Source organism: Streptomyces flaveolus, assembly GCF_014648815.1.
Lineage (GTDB): Bacteria > Actinomycetota > Actinomycetes > Streptomycetales > Streptomycetaceae > Streptomyces > Streptomyces flaveolus.
On record NZ_BMRV01000002.1, the window covers coordinates 122,541 to 141,221 of the forward strand.

Here is an 18,681-nt window from a genome sequence, read left to right on the forward strand (position 1 = left end):
CTCGGGAGGTACCCATGTCGCTGCTGAACCCCCGTTCCCCCTTGACCCGGCGCATCGCCGTGACGGCAGCCGCCGGCGCGCTCGCCGCCGCCGTCGCCGTCACGCCCGCCGTCGCGAACGACGACTGGGGCGGCGGGGGCTCCGGTTCCGGCAGCGCCTCCGGCAACCCCACCGGGGGGAACGGCGGCGACGGGGGCGGGCACGACGGCCGGCAGCAGCAGGGCGACTACCGGGGCCGCGTCACGGCCGACCGGCTCGCCCTGCGCACCTCGCCGAGCCGCGGCTCGCAGGTCATCCGGTACGTCCGCCGGGGCGAGATCGTCCACATCTACTGCAAGACCCCCGGCGACCGGGTGCAGGGCAACCCGCTCTGGTACCTCCTCACGGACGGCACCTGGGCCTGGGGCGCGGCCCGCTACATCGACAACATCGGTCCCGCGCCGCGCTGGTGCTGATGCCGACAGCTCGCACACCCCGCCATTTGGGTAAGTTCCGGACATGACCAAGGCCGGAACCGAGACCGGAATCACCGTGGCACAGGCGGACACACCCGCTCCCGCCGCCCGCCTCCCCCGGCGCCGTGGCATCGAACTCGCCCTCATCGTCATGGCCGTCCTGCTGTCGGTGTTCGGCTACTGCAACGTCGGCCTCGCCCAGCAGGGCACCCTGCCGCCCGGCGCCGCCGGTTACGGCGCCGGGCTCGGGGTGCTCGCCGTCCTCGCCCATCTGGCGGTACGGCTGCGCGCCCCCTGCGCCGATCCGCTGCTGCTGCCCATCGGTGTGCTGCTCAACGGCCTCGGCCTGGTGCTGATCTACCGCCTCGACCTGGAGACGCCGGACGACCGGGCGGCCCCGGCCCAGCTGGTGTGGTCCACGCTGGGCGTCGCGCTGTTCATCGTCGTCGTCCTGCTCCTGCGCGACCACCGGGCCCTCCAGCGCTACGCCTACGTCTGCGTCGCCGCCGCGCTCGTCCTGCTCACCGTGCCGATCCTGTTCCCGGCCGTGAACGGCGCCCGCATCTGGATCCGCGTCGAGGGCTTCTCCATTCAGCCCGGTGAGTTCGCCAAGGTGCTGCTCGCCGTGTTCTTCGCCGCCTACCTGGCCGCCAATCGCAGCGCCCTGGCGTACGCGGGCCGCCGCGTGTGGCGGCTGCAACTGCCCACCGGCCGGGTGCTCGGCCCGATCGTCGCCGTGTGGCTGGTCAGCGTCGGCGTCCTGGTGCTGGAGCGCGACCTCGGGACCTCGCTGCTGTTCTTCGGCCTGTTCGTCGTCCTGCTCTACGTCGCCACCGGCCGCACCGGCTGGATCGCGGTCGGCCTGCTGCTGGCCTCGCTGGGCGCGGTCGCCGTGGGCTGGCTGGAGCCGCACGTGCACAGCCGGGTGGAGGACTGGCTGCACCCGTTCGCGTCGATCGAGGCCGGAGGGGGCGCCAACCAGCTCGCCCAGTCGCTGTTCGCGTTCGCCGCGGGCGGGGTGACCGGCACGGGCCTGGGCCTGGGACACTCCGTGCTGATCGGGTTCGCCGTCAAGTCGGACTTCATCCTGGCGACGGCCGGGGAGGAGCTGGGCTTCCTCGGTCTGACCGCGATCTTCCTGCTGTACGCGCTGCTGGTGGAGCGCGGCTTCCGGGCCGGCCTCGCCGCCCGCGACCCGTTCGGCCGGCTGCTCGCGGTCGGTCTCTCCTCGATCGTGGCGCTCCAGGTGTTCGTCATCGCGGGCGGGGTGACCGGGCTGATCCCGCTGACCGGCATGGCGATGCCGTTCCTGGCCCAGGGCGGCTCGTCGGTGGTCACCAACTGGGCGATCGTGGCCCTGCTGATCCGGGTCAGCCACGCGGCCCGCAGCCTCGGCGACGGGCGGGCGGCGCCGTGAGCGGGGAGGGGCCGCGGTGACCCGGCACATCCGGCACGCCGCCGCCTTCTGCGCCCTGCTGCTGGTCGCCCTGGTGGTGAACGCCGCCCGCGTCCAGATCGTCCAGGCGCCGGAGTACGACGACAATCCCGCCAACCGACGTCCGGACATCGCCCGTTACCAGCAGCCGCGCGGCAACATCCTGGTCGGCGGCGAGCCGGTCACCGGCTCCCGGGACACCGGCGAGCACCTGCGCTTCGAACGGACGTACGCGAACGGCCCGATGTACGCCCCGATCACCGGCTTCGCCTCGCAGGTGTACGGGACGACCCTGCTGGAGCACGCCGAGGACAGCCTGTTGTCCGGCGCCGACCCGATGCTCGCGCCGCTGCCGTTGTGGAACGACGTCACGGGCAACCGCAACCCGGGCGGCGACGTGGTGACGACGATCAACGGGGCCGCGCAGCAGGCGGCGTTCGAGGGGCTCGGCGGTCGCAAGGGGGCGGTGGCCGCGATCGAGCCGTCGACCGGGCGGATCCTGGCGCTGGTCTCCGCCCCGTCGTACGACCCCCAGCTGCTGTCCGGGAACAGCACGGCCGCCACCCGGACCTGGGAGCGGCTGAACGGCGACCCGGACAAGCCGATGCTCAACCGGGCGGTGCGCCGGACCTATCCGCCGGGCTCCACGTTCAAGGTGGTCACCGCGGCGGCGGCGCTCGACGCGGGCGTGATCCGGGACCTGGACGCGCCGACCCGCTCCCCCGACCCGTACACGCTGCCCGGAACGCGGACGCGGCTGACGAACGAGGGCGAGGGATGCCGGGACGCCTCGCTGCGGGAGGCCTTCGAGTGGTCCTGCAACACGGTGTTCGCCAAGCTCGGCGTGGACGTGGGCGTGGCGGAGATGGCGGCCACGGCGGAGGCGTTCGGCTTCAACGACGATGGGCTGCGCGTCCCCTTCTCGGTCGCGCGGAGCACCTTCGACACCTCGGTGGACCGGGCGCAGCTCGGGCTGTCGTCGATCGGCCAGTACAACACGCGGGCCACTCCGCTGCAGATGGCGATGGTGGCGGCGGCCGTGGCCAACGGCGGGCAGGTGCGGGCGCCGTACCTGGTGGAGCGGACGGTGCGGGCGGGCGGCAGCCTGGTGGCGACGGCCGGGTCGCGCCCCGCCCGGGAGGCGATGCGGCCGTCGACGGCCAGGAAGCTGAAGGAGCTGATGACCGGCGTGGTGGAGGACGGCACCGGCGCGAACGCGGCGATCCCGGGGGCCACGGTCGGCGGCAAGACCGGCACCGCCCAGCACGGCGTCGGCAACTCGGGGACTCCGTACGCCTGGTTCGTCTCGTGGGCACAGGACGACCGGGACCTGGAGCCGAAGGTCGCGGTGGCGGTGGTCGTGGAGGGCTCCCCGGGCGGCCGGGAGGACATCAGCGGGGGCGGGCTGGCGGCGCCGATCGCGCGGGCGGTGATGGAGGCGGTGCTCGCGGAATGAGACGGGGGTACCGGCCCACAGACGGCCCGACCTAACGTTCGGTACATGACTGACGCCGCGTACGAACTCGCACAGGTCAACATCGCCCGCCTCAAAGCCCCCCTGGACTCGCCGCAGTTGAAGGACTTCGTGGACGGGCTCGACCCGGTGAACGCCGACGCGGACTCCGCCGAGGGGTTCGTGTGGCGCCTGCAGAGCGAGGCGGGGGACGCGACCGACATCCCGGTCCTCGGGGACTCCTGGCTGATCATCAACATGTCGGTGTGGCGGGACGCGAACGCCCTGACGGCGTTCATGTACCAGGGGCGGCACCGGGAGATGCTGGCCCGGCGCCGGGAGTGGTTCGAGCGGGTGGCCGAGGCGATGGCGACCCTGTGGTGGGTCCCGGCGGGCCACCGGCCGACGGTCGCGGAGGCGGAGGCGCGACTGCTCCACCTGCGCACGCACGGTCCGACGCCGTACGCCTTCACCCTGCGGACGTCGTTCCCGGCGGGGGCGTCGACGCCGGCGACGGTCGAGGTGCCGGAGGGGCTGGGCTGCCCGGTCTAGGAACCTGAACACCTCTCACTTCTTTACTCGCGGTCAACAAGTCTCGCCCAGGGGATTGACGAGCTTGCTGACAGGCAGTCTCATAAGACGAGTGAGTGACCGCGGGTAACACGAAGAGGTGGGACAGCCATGACGACCCTGACGGAAGCCGACGCGCTCGACGGTCTGCGCGACGCGCTCGGCCTGCTCAAGGACCGGGAGCAGGTGGCCGAACGGCTCCTCGACTCGTCCGCCAAGCACTCCTTCGACCCGGACAAGGAACTGGACTGGGACGCGCCCTTCGAGGAGGGCAAGTGGTTCTGGCCTCCGGAGCTGGTGTCGCTGTACGACACCCCGATGTGGAAGCGGATGAGCGAGGAGCAGCGCATCCTGCTCTCCCAGCACGAGGCCGCGGCGCTCGCCTCGCTCGGCATCTGGTTCGAGCTGATCCTCATGCAGCTGCTGGTGCGGCACATCTACGACAAGGCGGCGACGAGCGCGCACGTGCGGTACGCGCTGACGGAGATCGAGGACGAGTGCCGGCACTCCAAGATGTTCGCCCGGCTGATCTCCCGCGGCGAGACCCCGTGGTACCCGGTCAGCCCGGTCCACCAGCACCTGGGCCGCCTGTTCAAGACGATCTCCACGACGCCCGGCTCCTTCACCGCCACGCTGCTCGGCGAGGAGGTCCTGGACTGGATGCAGCGGCTGACCTTCCCGGACGAGCGGATCCAGCCGCTGATCCGGGGCGTCACGCGCATCCACGTCGTGGAGGAGGCCCGTCACGTGCGCTACGCCCGTGAGGAGCTGCGCCGCCAGATGGTGACGGCCCCGAAGTGGTCGCAGGAGTTCACCCGGGTCACCTCCGGCGAGTTCGCCCGCGTCTTCTCCAAGGCCTTCATCAACCCCGAGGTCTACACGAACGTCGGCCTGGACAAGCGGGAGGCCCTGGCCCAGGTCCAGGCCAGCGGCCACCGCAGGGAGATCATGCAGACCGGCGCGAAGCGCCTGACCGACTTCCTGGACGACATCGGCGTCCTGCGCGGAGCAGGCCGCCGCCTGTGGAAGTCCTCGGGCCTGCTGGCATAACCCCCGCAGCCGACCCCCCTCAGCTGCGGGCAGCAGTGCCGCTGGGGCGGCACGGGTGGGCGCAGCGGCACCCCGTAACGCCGGGCCGCGCGACCCACCCCCGCCTCGCCTCAGCGCCGGCACCCCGTGACGCCGCGCAACCCACCCGTCCCTCCTCTCCCGCACCTGACAGTGCGATCCGGACACCGCCCACCGCACCGGCCCCCCAGCCGCACCCAGCGGAGCGATTACGCTGCGGTCCATGACCCCGCAGGCCCCCACCCCCGCCTACCGCCGGCTCAGCGTCGAGGAGCGCCGCGGTCAGCTGCTCGACGCCGCGCTCGCCCTCTTCGCCCACCGGCCGCCGGAGGAGGTCTCCCTGGACGACGTCGCGGAGCAGGCCGGGGTCTCGCGCCCGCTGGTGTACCGGTACTTCCCCGGCGGCAAACAGCAGCTCTACGAGGCCGCCCTCAGGTCGGCCGCCGACGAGCTGCGGCAGTGCTTCGACGAACCCCGCGAGGGGCCCCTGCTGACCCGGCTGTCCCGCGCCCTGGACCGCTACCTGGCCTTCGTCGACCAGCACGACACCGGCTTCAGCGCCCTGCTGCGGGGCGGCAGCGTGGCCGAGACCTCCCGGACCACGTCCATCGTGGACGGCGTGCGCCGGGCCGCCGCCGACCACATCATGAGCCACCTGGAGGTCGCCGAGGCCGGCCCGCGGCTCCGGATGACCGTGCGGATGTGGATCACGGCGGTGGAGGCGGCCTCTCTGATCTGGCTGGACGAGGGCAAGCAGCCGCCGCTCGACGAGCTGCGGGACTGGCTCGTCGAGCAGTTCCTCGCCATGCTGACGGTCACCGCGCGGCGCGACCCGCAGACCTCGGCGCTGGTCGAGGTGCTGGCGGAGGATGTCTGACACTGGTGCCGTGAAGAGCGAAGACACCCCCTTCGAGGGCGGCCCCATGGACGGGCGGGTGCTGCCCGTGCTGGTCGGTCCGACCGGGCACCCGCCGAAGACGTACCGCATCCCCGTACCGGCCCCGGACGGCGGAGCGCCCACCGTGCTCGTCTACCGGCGCGTGCCCCGCTCGGACCGGGCGCGGATCGGGTTCGCGCGCTGGAAGTACGCCTACGACCCCGAGGGCGGCAAGGGCTCCCGTCGGCGCTGGCCGTGGTCCCGGCCGGACACCACGCCGGGTGGCAAGCCGGACGACGCCGACGGGTGACGTCATTGCGCCGAACCGCGCACACTCGACGCGCGCGTTCCGGACAACCGGCTGATGCTCGCGGTGCGGAGCGGACGAAGGGGCCGCCGCACCGGAGGTGACAGCATGTCAGGAAGGTTTCTCCGTCTGGCCTGTACGGCGGCGGTGACGGCGGGGATCGCGCTCGCACCCGTGTCCGCCACGGCGCAGCCCGCGCCCGCCCCCGCGGAGCGTTCCGTGGCCGAGCTGCTGACGGACCTTCAGGGTCTGTACCGGGAGGCCGAGAAGGCCACGGAGACCTACAACGGCACCGAGGAGAAGCTGACGAGGCAGCGCGCGAAGGTGCAGCGGCTGGAGACCGAGCTGGCCCGGGCCCGGCTCTCCCTGCGCGACGGCCGTGGCGCGGTGGGCCGGCTGGCCCGGCAGCAGTACCAGAACAGCGGCGGCCTCTCCCCCTACCTGCGGCTGCTGCTGGCCCGCGATCCCCAGCACGCCCTCGACCAGGGGCATGTGATCGGGCGGCTGGCCCTGGAGCGCGTCGAGACGGTGGGGCGCCTGGCCGACCACGAGAAGAAGGCCGACGACCTGGCCCGCCGGGCCCGCGAGGCCCTCGACGAGCAAGTAGCCCTCGCCGAACGGCAGAAAAAGGACCGCGACGGCGTACGCGCCCGGCTCCACGCCGTGGAGGAACTGCTCGCCTCGCTCAGCACCGAGCAGCTGACCGAGCTGGCCGCCCTGGAGAAGAACGGCATCGCCGAGGCCCAGGAGCGGTTCATGGCGTCCGGCGCGATCGGCGACGACGACAAGCCGTCCGCGGAGGGCGACCGGGCGGTGCGCTTCGCCGTGGAGCAGGTCGGCAAGCCGTACCAGTGGGGCGCGGAGGGCCCGGCGTCGTACGACTGCTCGGGGCTGACCTCCGTGGCCTGGCAGCGGGCCGGGACACCGATCCCGCGGACCAGCCAGGAGCAGTGGGCGCGGCTGGAGCGCGTCCCGCTGGAGGACCTGCGGCCCGGCGACCTCGTCGTCTACTTCCCCGAGGCCACCCATGTGGCGCTGTACCTCGGCGACGGCATGGTCGTCCAGGCGCCGCGGCCCGGCGCCGAGGTCAAGGTGTCGCCGATCGCGGCCAACCCGGTGCTGGGCGCCGTACGCCCCGACCCCGGTGGGGAGCCTCTGCGGCAGTACACGCCGCCGAAGCTCCCCGAGGGGGCGACGGGCGGATCCGACGAGGGATACGCCGCGCCCTACGCGCCGGTGGCTCCGGAGACCTCCATCAGGTAGGCCTCCGTCTTCTGCGGGTCGAAGAAGAAGTTCTCGAAGTCCGCCGGGTTGTTGAAGCCGTTGGCGAAGCGGTCCGCGACCGGCTGGAGCTGACCGGCCGCGCCGATCAGGTTCAGGACGTGCTCCGGCGGCGGCGCGAGCATGGCGTTCGTCCACTTGGTGACGTGCTGGGCCGTCTCCCAGTAGCGGTCGAAGGTCTGCTGCATCCAGACCTCGTCGAACTCCTTGTCGCCGTGCTCCAGGATCGAGGCGAGGTAGGCGGCGGCGCACTTGGAGGCCGAGTTGGAACCCTGGCCGGTGATCGGGTCGTTGGCGACGACCACGTCGGCGACACCGAGGACCGCGCCGCCGCCGGGGAGGCGGCCGATGGGGTTGCGGACGGTGGGGGCGTAGCGTCCGGCGAGGGTGCCGCCGGCGTCGGTCAGTTCGACCTTGGTGGCCCGCGCGTACTCCCAGGGGAGGAATTTCTCCATGAGTTCCAGGGTCAGGGAGAGGTGCTCCGAGGGGTCCTTCACGTCCTTGAAGGCGTCGAGCGGACCGCCGGGTATGCCCTCCCAGAACAGGATGTCGGCGCGGCCGGAGGTGGTCACGGTCGGCATGATGAACATCTCGCCGACGCCGGGCACCAGGTTGCAGCGGACGGCCTCCGTGTCCGGGTGCTCCGGGCGCGGGCCCAGCCCGTGCACGTAGGCGACGGCGAGGGCGCGCTGCGGCTCGCTGTACGGGGAGCGGGAGGCGTCCCGGCCGAACATCTGGACCAGCTCGCCCTTGCCCGCCGAGACGAGGACGAGGTCGTAGGCGCGGGAGAAGTAGTCCAGGTCGCCGACGGCCGCGCCGTGGATGACGAGCTGGCCGCCGCGCTGGGCGAAGGTCTCCATCCAGCCGGCCATCTTCACCCGCTGGTCGACCGACTGCGCGTAGCCGTCGAGCCGGCCCAGCCAGTCGATCGCGCGCTGCGAGGGGCCCGGGTCGAAGGAGCCGGGGGCCGCCACCGAGACGCCGAGTCCCTCGATCTTCGGGGCCTGGGACTCCCAGAAGTTCAGCTGGAGATCGCGCTCGTGCTGGAGTGCCGTGTGGAACATGCACTGCGTCGACATGACCCGGCCCGTGCGGATCTCGTCCGCGGTCCGGTTGGACATCAGGGTGACCTCGTAGCCGTGCGACTGGAGGCCGAGGGCGAGCTGGAGACCGGACTGCCCGGCTCCGACGACGAGTATCTTCCGCATGCGGGTGTTCCGTCTTCTACTCGGGGGTTTCGTCGAGCGCGTGGCCCACGAGGGACAAGAGGGTCTCGATGGCCGAGATCCGGCGGCGCGCATCCATGATCATTACAGGTATGTGCGCGGGGATCGTCAACGCCTCCCGCACGTCCTCCGCATCGAACAGCTCGCTGCCGTCGAAGTGGTTGACCGCGACGACGTACGGCAGTCCGCAGCTCTCGAAGTAGTCGAGCGCCGGGAAGCAGTCCGTCAGGCGGCGGGTGTCGGCCATGACGACGGCGCCGATCGCGCCGCGCACCAGGTCGTCCCACATGAACCAGAACCGCTGCTGGCCCGGCGTGCCGAACAGGTAGAGCACCAGGTCGTCGTCGAGCGTGATGCGGCCGAAGTCCATGGCCACGGTGGTGGTGAGCTTGTCCGGGGTGGCGGTGAGGTCGTCGGTGTCCTCGCTCGCCTCGGTCATCAGCGCCTCGGTCTGCAGGGGCGTGATCTCCGAGACGGCGGTGACCAGCGTGGTCTTGCCGACGCCGAAGCCGCCCGCCACGACGATCTTCGTCGCGATCGGCGCACGGGTGCGATCCGTCTGCCAGGGCTGCACGGTCTCGTCCGGGTCGACGAGTGGGGAGACGCCGTAGGCGGCGGCGTCAGAGACGACGGAGTCCACTGAGCACCCTTTCGAGCAGAGCGCGGTCCGGGCGGCCCGTGCCGTGGCCGGTCCCGGTGCCGTACACACGGATCTTTCCCTGGTCCGCGAGGTCGCTGAGGAGCACGCGGACCACGCCGAGCGGCATCTTCAGCAGCGCGGCGATCTCGGCCACCGTACGCATACGGCGGCACAGTTCGACGATGGCCCGCATCTCCGGCATCACGCGGGAGGTCAGCGAACCGTTCGTCAGTTCCTTGCGCTCCTCGGCGGCTTCGAGCGCGGCGGTGCCCGCGGTGGCGCCGACGAACGTCTCGACGAGCAGCACGTGGCCGAAGCGGGTGCGGCCGCCGGTGAGCGAGTAGGGGCGGACGCGGGCGGGCTTGCGGTCCGCGCCGCGTACGGGGAGGTGACCCCGGCTGTTCTTCCCGGGACTGCTGCTCATCGGGCACTCCCCGTCGACTCGGACTCCAGGGACTTCCGCAGCTCGCTGCGGAGTTCGGGGGTCAGGACGTGACCGGCTCGGCCGACGAACAGCGCCATGTGGTACGCGATGACACTCATGTCGGCGTCCGCGGAACCGTGCACGCCGAGCAGCGATCCGTCGCTGATCGACATCACGAACAGGCTGCCCTCGTCCATGGCGACCATCGTGTGCTTCACGTTGCCGAAGTCCATCAGCCGGGCGGCGCCGATGGTCAGGCTGCCCACGCCGGAGACGACCGTGGCGAGGTCGGCCGCGGAGCCGCGCGGGCCGGTGCGCCGCTCGCCCCGCGCCACCCGGGCCGCCTCGTTCCTGTCCTGGTCGGAGGAGAGCAGGAGCAGGCCGTCGGAGGAGACCACGGCGACGGACAGGATGCCGGGGACCTCCTCGACGAGGTTGGTCAGCAGCCAGTGCAGATTACGGGCTTCGCTGCTCAGCCCGAAGGTACTGGGAGCGGTCAACTGCTTGCCTCCTCGACGGTGCCCCCCGTGGCTTCTTCGGTGGTGCCTGCGGCCGGCGGCGCCTCGTGCTGGTCCGTCCGCTCGGCGATCTCGGCCTCGACGTCGCGCCGCCCGGCCTCCGCCCCCCGGCGGAACCCTCCCAGGCGGCGGCGCAGCGCCTCGGCGTCGACGGAACCCGCCGTGCGCGGCCGTGGGACCGCGGCGGGTGTGGTGATCTTCGGGGTCCGCTTGGGCAGACCCTTGGCGGTGACGGGGCCACCGGCCGGCTCGGCGCCCTCGTCCGCGGTGCGTTCGTGGACTTCGGGGCCGATGGCGTAGGGGTCGGCGGGAGCGGGTGCCTCCGGCTGGGCGGCGCCGTGCGGCTGAGCCGGGGCCGGGGGCTGCGGGGCGGCCGGCTCGGGGGCCGGGGGCTCGGTCGGAGCCTGGTCGCGAGGCTCCGCCTGCTCCTGCTCCTGTGCCGGGAGGAAGAGCTCCATGGTGGTGTCGTCCGGGAAGTCCCTGACGCCGTGCGCGCCCTCGGTCTCCGGGGCCTCCTGCGGCTCGGCAGCACCCGTCTCGCTGGTCTCGGCGGCCTCGTCGGTGGGCTCCTGCGCGTGGGTGCCCGTCTCCGTCGGCTCGGGGGTAAGCCCGGGGTCCGCCGCGTCCGCCGCGGGCTCCGCTTCGGCCTCCGCCTCCGCGCGCCGTACGGCCTCTTCCGCCGAGGCCACCAGCGGGTCGACGTCGTGCCGCACCCCCTTCTCCGCGCGGCCGTGCAGGACGTTGGAGTTGGCCTCCGCGCCGGCGCCCGGCAGGGTGAAGGAGCCCGTGCCGTCGGACACCGGCGCGACCGGGGCGAGGGCCGCCGGGGGCGCCGCCGCGAGCAGCGTGCTCGGCAGGACCACGACGGCCGCGACGCCGCCCTGCTTCTGCTCCCGCAGCCGCACGCGCGCCCCGTGCCGGTGGGCCAGCCGGGCCACCACGTACAGGCCGAGCCCGAGCCCGTCCTCGCCCTCCTGGTCGTAGGGCGCTTCGGGGTCGAAGTCGGTGAGGCGGGCGTTGAGCCGCTGGAGCCGCTCGGTGGCCATGCCGATGCCCTCGTCCTGGACGGAGAGCATCACCTCGCCGTTCTCCAGCAGCCAGCCGGAGACCTCGACGGGCAGGTCGGGCGGCGAGAAGGACGTGGCGTTCTCCATCAGCTCGGCGAGCAGGTGGGAGAGGTCGTCGGCGGCGAAACCGGCCACGTGGGCGTGCGGCGGCAGCGCGGCGATGCGCACCCGTTCGTACCGCTCGATCTCGCTGACCGCGGCCCGGACCACGTCGACCAGCGGCACCGGACCGGCGCTGTGCTGGATGTGCTCGGTGCCGGCCAGCACGAGGAGGTTCTCGCTGTGCCGGCGCATGACCGTGGCGAAGTGGTCGAGCTTGAACAGGGTGGCGAGGCGTTCCGGGTCCTGCTCGCGCTCCTCCAGGCTCTCGATGACGGCGAGTTGCCGCTCGACCAGACCGAGGGTGCGCAGCGCCAGGTTGACGAAGGTGGAGCCGATGCTCTTGCGGACGACCTCGAGCTGGGCGGCGGACTCGGCGAGTTCGGCGCGCAGTTCCTCGCGGGCGTCGGCCATCTTCTGCCGCTGCCCGACGAGGTGCTTGCGGTCGGCCTCCAGCGTGGTGACGCGCTCGGCGAGCGTGGCGGCGTGCGCGTGCAGGGCGTTGACGGAGCGGACGACCTGGGCGAACTCGTCGTTGCGGCCGGTGAAGGCGACCGGCTCCTCCACGGCGGGGTCCGCCGCGCCGGCGAGCCGGGCCGAGCCGCGGCGCAGCACCGAGAGCGGGCGCGTGAGGGTGCGGGCCATGGCGGTGGCGATACCGAGGGCGAGCAGGACCAGGGCGCCGAGGGCGGCGATCCGGATCTCCAGCGCGGTCACGTCGTCGTCGCGCAGCCGCTCGAGTGCCTGGGTGCGCTTCTCGTACAGGGCGGACTCCGCGCCGCGCATGGCGTCGACGCGGGCGGAGAGCGCAGCGTCCAGCTTCTTGACGGAAGTGCCGAGGTCGTCGTCGGAGAGGGTGGGCTGGTCGGTGAGCCCGGCGAGGTACTTCTCGGCGGAGTTGACCTCCGGCCCGGCGACCGTGGCATCGAAGCTGTCGCGCGCCTCCTTGGGCGCCCCCTCGCGGAAGTCGGCGAGGGCCGCGTCGGAGCGCACCCGGGCCTGCTGGGCGGCGGCGGTGAGGGCGTCGCGCTGCTCGGTGTCGGCGTCCGAGGAGGTGACGGACTCGGTCGGCAGCCCGGTGATCGGGTCGATGACGGTCTCGGTGCTGCTCGGCACGCCGAGGGCCGCGAGCAGCAGGCCCCGGGTGGCGGCGGCCTGCTGGACGGCGGTGTCCAGTTCGGCGAGGGCGTGGGCGCCGGCGCCCGCTCGGGGCGGCATCCGCTCGGCCAGCTCCTCGGCCAGGGCGTGGAGTTCGGCGATCGCGTCGGAGTAGGCCTCGTGCGCCTGGAGAGCGGTGCTCTTCCCGGTGAGCGCCGATCGGCGCAGCGCGGCGATGGCGTCGAGGTCCTCGCGCAGGGACGCGGGCGTGTCCGTGTCGGCGAGCAGCTCCTCCACCTGCCGGTCGACGCGAGCGCTGCGCTGCTCGGAGGGGGCCTTGGACTTGGGACGGCCCGCGGCGATGTAGGGGGTGACCTCGTCCCGCTCGTCGGCGAGGGAGTGGGCGAGGGTCAGCGCGTCCTGGGTCTGCTCGGCGAGCGTCACCAGGTCCTGCGAGTCGTGCAGTTGCCCGGAGGCGGCCACGACGGAGGGGGCCCCGGCTCCGGCGACGGCGGCTGCCACGACCGCCACGGCGACGATGAGCCGGTTGCGTACATGGGTGGGACGGCCCTTGCCGACGGGCGGCGCCTCGGCCACCGGGGTGGAGGGGGTGCCGGGGATCCGCTCCGCGCTCCCCGCGGGGGCCGTCTGCTTGCCTGTACGACGAGGCCGCGTCTTCTGCACCGGTGCTCGCATTCCTGACTCGTGTACCCGTGGGCCCGGGTGGCGCTCCGTCAACTGGCCGGCCGGCGCGTGCACCCTTCCCCAAGCTCTGGGCTGCTCCCCCGCCGCCGACCGTGCGCCGGACGGGGAAACCGCGTGAGCAGGGCAGGCCCCCCACCGGTTCCCGACCCTCCCAGTGCCGGTGGGCGGTGGGCGTGCATCACCTGACCCGCCACCCGAAGGAGTGAACCCCGGACGGGAGTTGGCGGGCAAGTTCCCGTGGCTCGTGCGACGTGCCCGGTCCGCGCGCCGGTTGGACGTCTGCGGCGGGCGGTGGCACTATGTGCCGCCACGCGTTCCCGGAGTGAAGCATTCCACCCCAAATCCGGCTGCTGACCTGCGCGACCGGGGCGTTTCCTGGGAGAGTTGCCGGTCTTTTGCGGACACCGTGAAGGGGTCGTGCAGACTGGCCGGATGCGTACGGAACTCGTTTCGGAACCAGGCCTCGCCGACCACCCCAACGAGGACTTCGCGAGCGTCGCACTACCGGCCTCGGGACAGGGTGGTTCGCTCGTCGTGCTGGACGGCGTGACACCGCCGAGGGGGGCGACGGGCTGTCTGCATTCCGTGCCCTGGTTCACCGCGCGGCTCGGTGGGGCGCTGACCGAACTGACCGTTTCACTCGCGGATGTTCCTCTCTCCGACGTCCTGTCCCGCGCCATCGCGCGTACCTCCGCGGCACACGCGGAAACCTGTGATCTTTCTCACCCGCGCACCCCTCAGGCAACCGTGGTCCTGGCGCGCTGGTCCCCCGACCTGGTCGAGTACCTGGTGCTGTCCGACTCCGCCCTGCTGGTGGAGGCTCCCGCCGGCGCGGTCACGGCGGTTCTGGACGACCGGCTGGCCCGCCTGCCGCGCTCGGCCCTCGCGACGGACGCGATCGTGGACGCCGGCTTCCGCAACAAGGAGGGCGGCTTCTTCACGGCCGCGGCGGATCCCGCGGTGGCGGCACGGGCGGTGACGGGGGCGCTGCCGCGCGAGGACGTGCGGACGCTGGCGGCGCTGACGGACGGGGCCGCGCGCTGGGTGGAGAAGTTCCGCGAGGGCGACTGGGCGGACTGCCTCGCCCTGGTGCGCAAGCAGGGCGCGCAGGCACTGGTGGACCGGGTGCGGCAGCTGGAGCGCGAGGACGCGGCGGGGGCGCGGGAGTTCCTCGGCCGCAGCAAGACGCACGACGACGCGACGGTCGTGTACGCGGAGCTGTGACGAGGACGGCCCCCGGCGCTACTTCTCCATCCCGCGGTTCAGCTCGTGCAGCAGGCGGGCCAGTTCCGCCACTTCCCGCGGGTCCCAGTCGCCGAGCCGGCGGGCGTACCGGGCCCGGCGGGCCTCCCGCACCCTGCCCACCCGCTCCTGCCCCTCCGGGGTCAGGGTGACGAGCCAGGCGCGGCCGTCGGCGGGGTCGGGTTCGCGGGCGACGAGGCCGAGTTCCTCCAGGGCGCGCAACTGGCGGGACATCGTGGCCTTGCCGACTCCGATGTAGGCGGCGAGGTCCGTGGCGCGCTGGCCACCGGACTCGCCGAGCCGGACGAGAAGGCCGTACGCGGACGACTCCAGGTCGGGGTGGACCTCCCGGGCCATCTCGCCCTGGTTGGCCCGGGCGCGCCGGAACAGGACGGTCAACTCGCGTTCCAGGGCCAGGAACTGCGGTTGGTTCACACCACTGCCGGTCGGGCGGGATTCGCCCTGGCGACCGCCGCCGTTTCCGTCTTCGTGCACGTCAGCCCCTGCCTCGATTTTCCCGGTCCTGAAAGTTTCCGCCACGGGCCGCCATCACCGCAGCTCGGCAAGTATTTCGCAGGCTTAGACCAACGGCAGCTTCCAGTCCCTCTTCCCACCCCCCGTTCTACGTGCGTAGCGTCTTCACCGGACCTGTGAATGGCATGCTCACGCCACTCACGGATTCTCCCCACGCACGCAACCCCCACCGAGCACCACCGAGCCATCGGAGGCACGTTCATGCTCGTGCACAGATCCGGATCGGCCCGCGGGCGGCGTTTCGCCGCCACCGGGATTCTGCTCGCCGCCCTCTCCCTCCTCCTCGCCCAGCCCTCGTCGGCCGCCGACGTCCCGTCCCGCGGCTCGGCCCACATGGGCATGGGCGTCCTGGCCCACGACGGACAGCAGGGCACCCCCGTCCCCGGCGACGCCACCCAGACGGAGGGCGTGGACGTCTCCGGCCACCAGGGCAACGTCGCCTGGTCGACCCTGTGGAACAGCGGGGTCAAGTGGGCCTACGTCAAGGCCACCGAGGGGACGTACTACACGAACCCGTACTTCGCCCAGCAGTACAACGGCTCCTACAACGTCGGGATGATCCGCGGCGCGTACCACTTCGCCACCCCGGACACGACGAGCGGCGCGACCCAGGCCAACTACTTCGTCGACCACGGCGGCGGCTGGTCCCGGGACGGCAAGACGCTGCCGGGCGTGCTGGACATCGAGTGGAACCCGTACGGGGCCGCCTGCTACGGCAAGACGCAGAGCGCGATGGTGACCTGGATCCGGGACTTCCTGAACCAGTACAAGGCCCGCACCGGCCGGGACGCCGTCATCTACACGGCCACCAGCTGGTGGACCCAGTGCACCGGCAACTACGGCGGCTTCGCCGCGTACAACCCGCTGTGGATCGCCCGGTACGCCTCCACGGTGGGGACGCTGCCGGCCGGCTGGGGCTACTACACGATGTGGCAGTACACCTCGTCGGGCCCGACGGTCGGGGACCACGACAAGTTCAACGGGGCCCTGGACCGGGTGCAAGCACTCGCCACCGGCTGAGCGGCGCGCCCCCGGCCGGGGGCCCGGGGGGTGGCCCCGGACCAAAACAGCAACGGCGCCCCGGACCGCGTGCAGGCACTCGCCAACGGCTGGGCAGCGCCGACGGGCGCTTGCCGACGGCTGACCCGCACAGGGGCTGGGCCCGGGTCCCCCTCTCGGGGACCCGGGCCCTCACCTCTCCCGGTCACGTCCGTCACGCCGCGACCGGAACCTCCGGCTCGGCACCGCTCGTCGCCGGTGCCAGGGCCAGTTCCAGGACCTGGCGGACGTCGGTGACGGCGTGGACGTCGAGCTTGTCCAGCACCTCCGCCGGGACGTCGTCCAGGTCGGGCTCGTTGCGCTTCGGGATGATCACCGTGGTGATCCCGGCCCGGTGCGCGGCGAGCAGCTTCTGCTTCACACCGCCGATCGGCAGGACCCGGCCGGTCAGCGAGACCTCACCGGTCATCGCCACGTCCGTACGGACCAGGCGCCCGCTGAGCAGCGACGCGAGAGCGGTCGTCATCGTGACGCCCGCGCTCGGACCGTCCTTGGGGACCGCGCCCGCCGGGAAGTGGATGTGCACGCCCCGGTCCTTCAGGTCGGCCACCGGCAGCTCCAGTTCGGCGCCGTGGCTGCGCAGGAAGCTCAGCGCGATCTGCGCGGACTCCTTCATCACGTCGCCCAGCTGACCGGTCAGCGTCAGACCCGCCGCTCCCGTCTCCGGGTCGGCGAGGGACGCCTCGACGTACAGCACGTCGCCGCCCGCGCCGGTGACCGCGAGGCCCGTGGCCACGCCCGGCACCGCGGTGCGCCGCTCGGCCGGGTCCTGCGCGGACTCGGGCACGTGGTGCGGCCGGCCGATCAGGCCGCGCAGGTCGCCGTCGGTGACGGTGAACGGCAGGTCCCGCTCCCCCAGCTCGTGCTGGGCCGCCACCTTGCGCAGCAGCCGCGCGATCGACCGCTCCAGGGTGCGCACGCCCGCCTCGCGGGTGTACTCGCCCGCCAGCCTGCGCAGCGCGCCCTCGTCGATCGTGACCTCGTCCTTGTCCAGACCGGCCCGCTCCAGCTGGCGCGGGAGCAGGTGGTCGCGGGCGATGACGACCTTCTCGTCCTCGGTGTAGCCGTCGAGGCGGACCAGTTCCATGCGGTCGAGGAGGGCCTCGGGGATGGCCTCCAGGACGTTGGCGGTGGCCAGGAACACGACGTCGGACAGGTCGAGCTCGACCTCCAGGTAGTGGTCCCGGAAGGTGTGGTTCTGCGCCGGGTCGAGGACCTCCAGCAGTGCGGCGGCGGGGTCCCCCCGGAAGTCGGAGCCCACCTTGTCGATCTCGTCCAGGAGCACGACCGGGTTCATCGACCCGGCCTCCTTGATCGCCCGCACGATCCGGCCGGGCAGCGCGCCGACGTACGTACGCCGGTGGCCGCGGATCTCGGCCTCGTCGCGGACGCCGCCGAGGGCGACGCGGACGAACTTGCGGCCCATGGCGTGGGCGACGGACTCCCCGAGCGACGTCTTGCCGACGCCGGGCGGCCCCACCAGGGCCAGCACGGCACCGCCGCGCCGGCCGCCGACGACACCGAGGCCGCGGTCGCTGCGCCGCTTGCGCACGGCCAGGTACTCGGTGATCCGCTCCTTCACGTCCTGGAGGCCCGCGTGCTCGGCGTCCAGGACGGCCTGGGCGCCCTGGATGTCGTAGGCGTCCTCGGTGCGCTCGTTCCACGGCAGCTCGAGGACGGTGTCCAGCCAGGTGCGGATCCACGAGCCCTCGGGCGACTGGTCGGAGGACCGCTCCAGCTTGTCGACCTCCTTGAGCGCGGCCTCGCGGACCTTCTCGGGCAGGTCTGCGGCCTCGACGCGGGCGCGGTAGTCGTCGGACTCCTCGCCCTCCTGCTCGCCGTTCAGCTCGCGCAGCTCCTTGCGGACGGCTTCGAGCTGGCGGCGCAGCAGGAACTCGCGCTGCTGCTTGTCGACGCCCTCCTGGACGTCCTTGGCGATGGTCTCGGCGACGTCCTGCTCGGCGAGGTGGTCGCGCAGCTGCCGGGTGGCGAGCTTCAGGCGGGCGGCCGGGTCGGTGGTCTCCAGCAGCTCGACCTTCTGCTCGGTGGTGAGGAAGGGCGAGTAGCCGGAGTTGTCGGCGAGCGCGGAGACGTCGTCGATGGCCTGGACGCGGTCGACGACCTGCCAGGCGCCGCGCTTGCGCAGCCAGGCGGTGGCGAGCGCCTTGTACTCCTTGACGAGCTCGGCGAGCTGGCCGGGCAGCGGATCGGGCACGCTCTCGTCGATACGGGTGCCCTCGACCCACAGCGCGGCGCCGGGGCCGGTGGTGCCGGCGCCGATGCTCACCCGGCTCCGGCCGCGGATCAGCGCGCCCGGGTCTCCGTCGGCGAGACGGCCGACCTGCTCGACCGTGCCGAGGACGCCGGTCTTCGCGTAGGTGCCGTCGATGCGCGGGACCAGCAGGACCCGGGGCTTGCCCGGTTCGTCCCTGGCGGCGGCCTGCGCGGCCTCCACCGCGGCCCGAACCTCGGAGTCGCTCAGGTCCAGGGGGACGACCATCCCCGGCAGCACGACCTCGTCGTCGAGCGGCAGCACGGGCAGGGTGAGCGGTGTGAAGGCAGCGGACTCAGCAGCCATGATCTCCCCTTCGGCAGTCAAGTTGAGTTATGCCGACTCAATGCT

At 72.7% G+C, this 18,681-nt stretch carries 17 protein-coding genes; 10 read left to right on the plus strand and 7 right to left on the minus strand.

Annotated elements, in window-relative coordinates; all coding sequences use genetic code 11:
* Positions 1 to 14: 14 nt before the first annotated feature.
* The 8 genes from IEZ05_RS04465 (at position 15) to IEZ05_RS04500 (ending at position 7,428) form a co-directional block, all read left to right on the plus strand.
* Positions 15 to 455, plus strand: coding sequence for an SH3 domain-containing protein (locus IEZ05_RS04465; RefSeq protein WP_189228677.1), 441 nt, complete (start codon positions 15 to 17; stop codon positions 453 to 455).
* A gap of 43 nt (positions 456 to 498) precedes the next feature.
* Positions 499 to 1,872, plus strand: coding sequence for an FtsW/RodA/SpoVE family cell cycle protein (locus IEZ05_RS04470; protein WP_189228678.1), 1,374 nt, complete (start codon positions 499 to 501; stop codon positions 1,870 to 1,872).
* Positions 1,873 to 1,888: 16 nt separating this feature from the next.
* Positions 1,889 to 3,346, plus strand: coding sequence for a penicillin-binding transpeptidase domain-containing protein (locus IEZ05_RS04475; protein WP_189228679.1), 1,458 nt, complete (start codon positions 1,889 to 1,891; stop codon positions 3,344 to 3,346).
* A 45-nt stretch (positions 3,347 to 3,391) separates the two neighbouring features.
* Positions 3,392 to 3,895 carry a DUF3291 domain-containing protein gene (locus IEZ05_RS04480; protein WP_189228680.1) on the plus strand — a complete coding sequence of 168 codons (504 nt, stop codon included), beginning with the start codon at positions 3,392 to 3,394 and terminating at the stop codon, positions 3,893 to 3,895.
* 129 nt (positions 3,896 to 4,024) lie between these two features.
* The gene (locus IEZ05_RS04485; RefSeq protein WP_189228681.1) at positions 4,025 to 4,963 is read left to right on the plus strand and encodes an AurF N-oxygenase family protein; all 939 of its coding nucleotides are present in this window, start codon (positions 4,025 to 4,027) and stop codon (positions 4,961 to 4,963) included.
* Positions 4,964 to 5,204: 241 nt separating this feature from the next.
* Positions 5,205 to 5,858 carry a TetR/AcrR family transcriptional regulator gene (locus tag IEZ05_RS04490; protein WP_189228682.1) on the plus strand — a complete coding sequence of 218 codons (654 nt, stop codon included), beginning with the start codon at positions 5,205 to 5,207 and terminating at the stop codon, positions 5,856 to 5,858.
* A 10-nt stretch (positions 5,859 to 5,868) separates the two neighbouring features.
* A complete protein-coding gene (locus IEZ05_RS04495) occupies positions 5,869 to 6,168 on the plus strand; it encodes a hypothetical protein (RefSeq protein WP_189228683.1) in 300 nt (99 codons plus the stop codon).
* A gap of 105 nt (positions 6,169 to 6,273) precedes the next feature.
* Positions 6,274 to 7,428, plus strand: a complete 1,155-nt coding sequence (locus IEZ05_RS04500) for a C40 family peptidase (RefSeq protein ID WP_189228684.1) — start codon at positions 6,274 to 6,276, stop codon at positions 7,426 to 7,428.
* On the opposite strand, the gene IEZ05_RS04505 is transcribed toward IEZ05_RS04500, so the two are convergent.
* Genes IEZ05_RS04505 through IEZ05_RS04525 form a run of 5 tightly spaced genes read right to left on the minus strand, consistent with a single transcriptional unit; the run spans position 7,392 to position 13,214 of the window.
* Positions 7,392 to 8,654: a styrene monooxygenase/indole monooxygenase family protein gene (locus IEZ05_RS04505; protein WP_189228685.1), complete on the minus strand. Its 1,263-nt coding sequence runs from the start codon at positions 8,652 to 8,654 to the stop codon at positions 7,392 to 7,394. The two genes, IEZ05_RS04500 and IEZ05_RS04505, sit on opposite strands and share 37 nt — an antisense overlap.
* A gap of 16 nt (positions 8,655 to 8,670) precedes the next feature.
* The gene (locus tag IEZ05_RS04510; protein ID WP_189228686.1) at positions 8,671 to 9,312 is read right to left on the minus strand and encodes a GTP-binding protein; all 642 of its coding nucleotides are present in this window, start codon (positions 9,310 to 9,312) and stop codon (positions 8,671 to 8,673) included.
* Positions 9,293 to 9,736, minus strand: coding sequence for a DUF742 domain-containing protein (locus IEZ05_RS04515; RefSeq protein WP_189228687.1), 444 nt, complete (start codon positions 9,734 to 9,736; stop codon positions 9,293 to 9,295). Before IEZ05_RS04515 ends, IEZ05_RS04510 begins: the two co-directional genes overlap by 20 nt.
* On the minus strand, positions 9,733 to 10,236 hold the full coding sequence (locus tag IEZ05_RS04520) for a roadblock/LC7 domain-containing protein (RefSeq protein WP_189228688.1): 504 nt from the start codon (positions 10,234 to 10,236) through the stop codon (positions 9,733 to 9,735). The genes IEZ05_RS04515 and IEZ05_RS04520 overlap by 4 nt, the downstream gene beginning before the upstream one ends.
* Positions 10,233 to 13,214, minus strand: a complete 2,982-nt coding sequence (locus tag IEZ05_RS04525; protein ID WP_189228689.1) for a sensor histidine kinase — start codon at positions 13,212 to 13,214, stop codon at positions 10,233 to 10,235. The genes IEZ05_RS04520 and IEZ05_RS04525 overlap by 4 nt, the downstream gene beginning before the upstream one ends.
* A 441-nt stretch (positions 13,215 to 13,655) precedes the next feature.
* On the opposite strand from IEZ05_RS04525, the gene IEZ05_RS04530 reads away from it, so the two are divergent.
* Positions 13,656 to 14,447, plus strand: coding sequence for a protein phosphatase 2C domain-containing protein (locus tag IEZ05_RS04530; RefSeq protein WP_189228690.1), 792 nt, complete (start codon positions 13,656 to 13,658; stop codon positions 14,445 to 14,447).
* Positions 14,448 to 14,465: 18 nt separating this feature from the next.
* Here the strand turns inward: IEZ05_RS04530 and IEZ05_RS04535 are convergent, their stop codons facing one another.
* Positions 14,466 to 14,960, minus strand: coding sequence for a MarR family winged helix-turn-helix transcriptional regulator (locus IEZ05_RS04535; protein WP_189228691.1), 495 nt, complete (start codon positions 14,958 to 14,960; stop codon positions 14,466 to 14,468).
* Between the two features lie 240 nt (positions 14,961 to 15,200).
* On the opposite strand from IEZ05_RS04535, the gene IEZ05_RS04540 reads away from it, so the two are divergent.
* Positions 15,201 to 16,019: a lysozyme gene (locus IEZ05_RS04540; protein ID WP_189228692.1), complete on the plus strand. Its 819-nt coding sequence runs from the start codon at positions 15,201 to 15,203 to the stop codon at positions 16,017 to 16,019.
* A gap of 193 nt (positions 16,020 to 16,212) precedes the next feature.
* On the opposite strand, the gene lon is transcribed toward IEZ05_RS04540, so the two are convergent.
* Positions 16,213 to 18,636 (minus strand): endopeptidase La, encoded by a 2,424-nt coding sequence (lon, locus tag IEZ05_RS04545; RefSeq protein WP_189228693.1) that lies wholly within the window; start codon positions 18,634 to 18,636, stop codon positions 16,213 to 16,215.
* Between the last annotated feature and the right edge of the window lie 45 nt (positions 18,637 to 18,681).

Excerpts from the sequence above, each read along its gene's own strand:
- IEZ05_RS04490 (WP_189228682.1), top strand. The coding sequence starts at position 5,205 with ATGACCCCGCAGGCCCCCACCCCCGCCTACCGCCGGCTCAGCGTCGAG.
- IEZ05_RS04515 (WP_189228687.1), bottom strand. The coding sequence starts at position 9,736 with ATGAGCAGCAGTCCCGGGAAGAACAGCCGGGGTCACCTCCCCGTACGC.
- IEZ05_RS04500 (WP_189228684.1), top strand. The coding sequence starts at position 6,274 with ATGTCAGGAAGGTTTCTCCGTCTGGCCTGTACGGCGGCGGTGACGGCG.
- IEZ05_RS04485 (WP_189228681.1), top strand. The coding sequence starts at position 4,025 with ATGACGACCCTGACGGAAGCCGACGCGCTCGACGGTCTGCGCGACGCG.
- IEZ05_RS04530 (WP_189228690.1), top strand. The coding sequence starts at position 13,656 with ATGCGTACGGAACTCGTTTCGGAACCAGGCCTCGCCGACCACCCCAAC.
- IEZ05_RS04470 (WP_189228678.1), top strand. The coding sequence starts at position 499 with ATGACCAAGGCCGGAACCGAGACCGGAATCACCGTGGCACAGGCGGAC.
- IEZ05_RS04480 (WP_189228680.1), top strand. The coding sequence starts at position 3,392 with ATGACTGACGCCGCGTACGAACTCGCACAGGTCAACATCGCCCGCCTC.
- IEZ05_RS04525 (WP_189228689.1), bottom strand. The coding sequence starts at position 13,214 with ATGCGAGCACCGGTGCAGAAGACGCGGCCTCGTCGTACAGGCAAGCAG.
- IEZ05_RS04540 (WP_189228692.1), top strand. The coding sequence starts at position 15,201 with ATGCTCGTGCACAGATCCGGATCGGCCCGCGGGCGGCGTTTCGCCGCC.
- IEZ05_RS04465 (WP_189228677.1), top strand. The coding sequence starts at position 15 with ATGTCGCTGCTGAACCCCCGTTCCCCCTTGACCCGGCGCATCGCCGTG.
- lon (WP_189228693.1), bottom strand. The coding sequence starts at position 18,636 with ATGGCTGCTGAGTCCGCTGCCTTCACACCGCTCACCCTGCCCGTGCTG.
- IEZ05_RS04505 (WP_189228685.1), bottom strand. The coding sequence starts at position 8,654 with ATGCGGAAGATACTCGTCGTCGGAGCCGGGCAGTCCGGTCTCCAGCTC.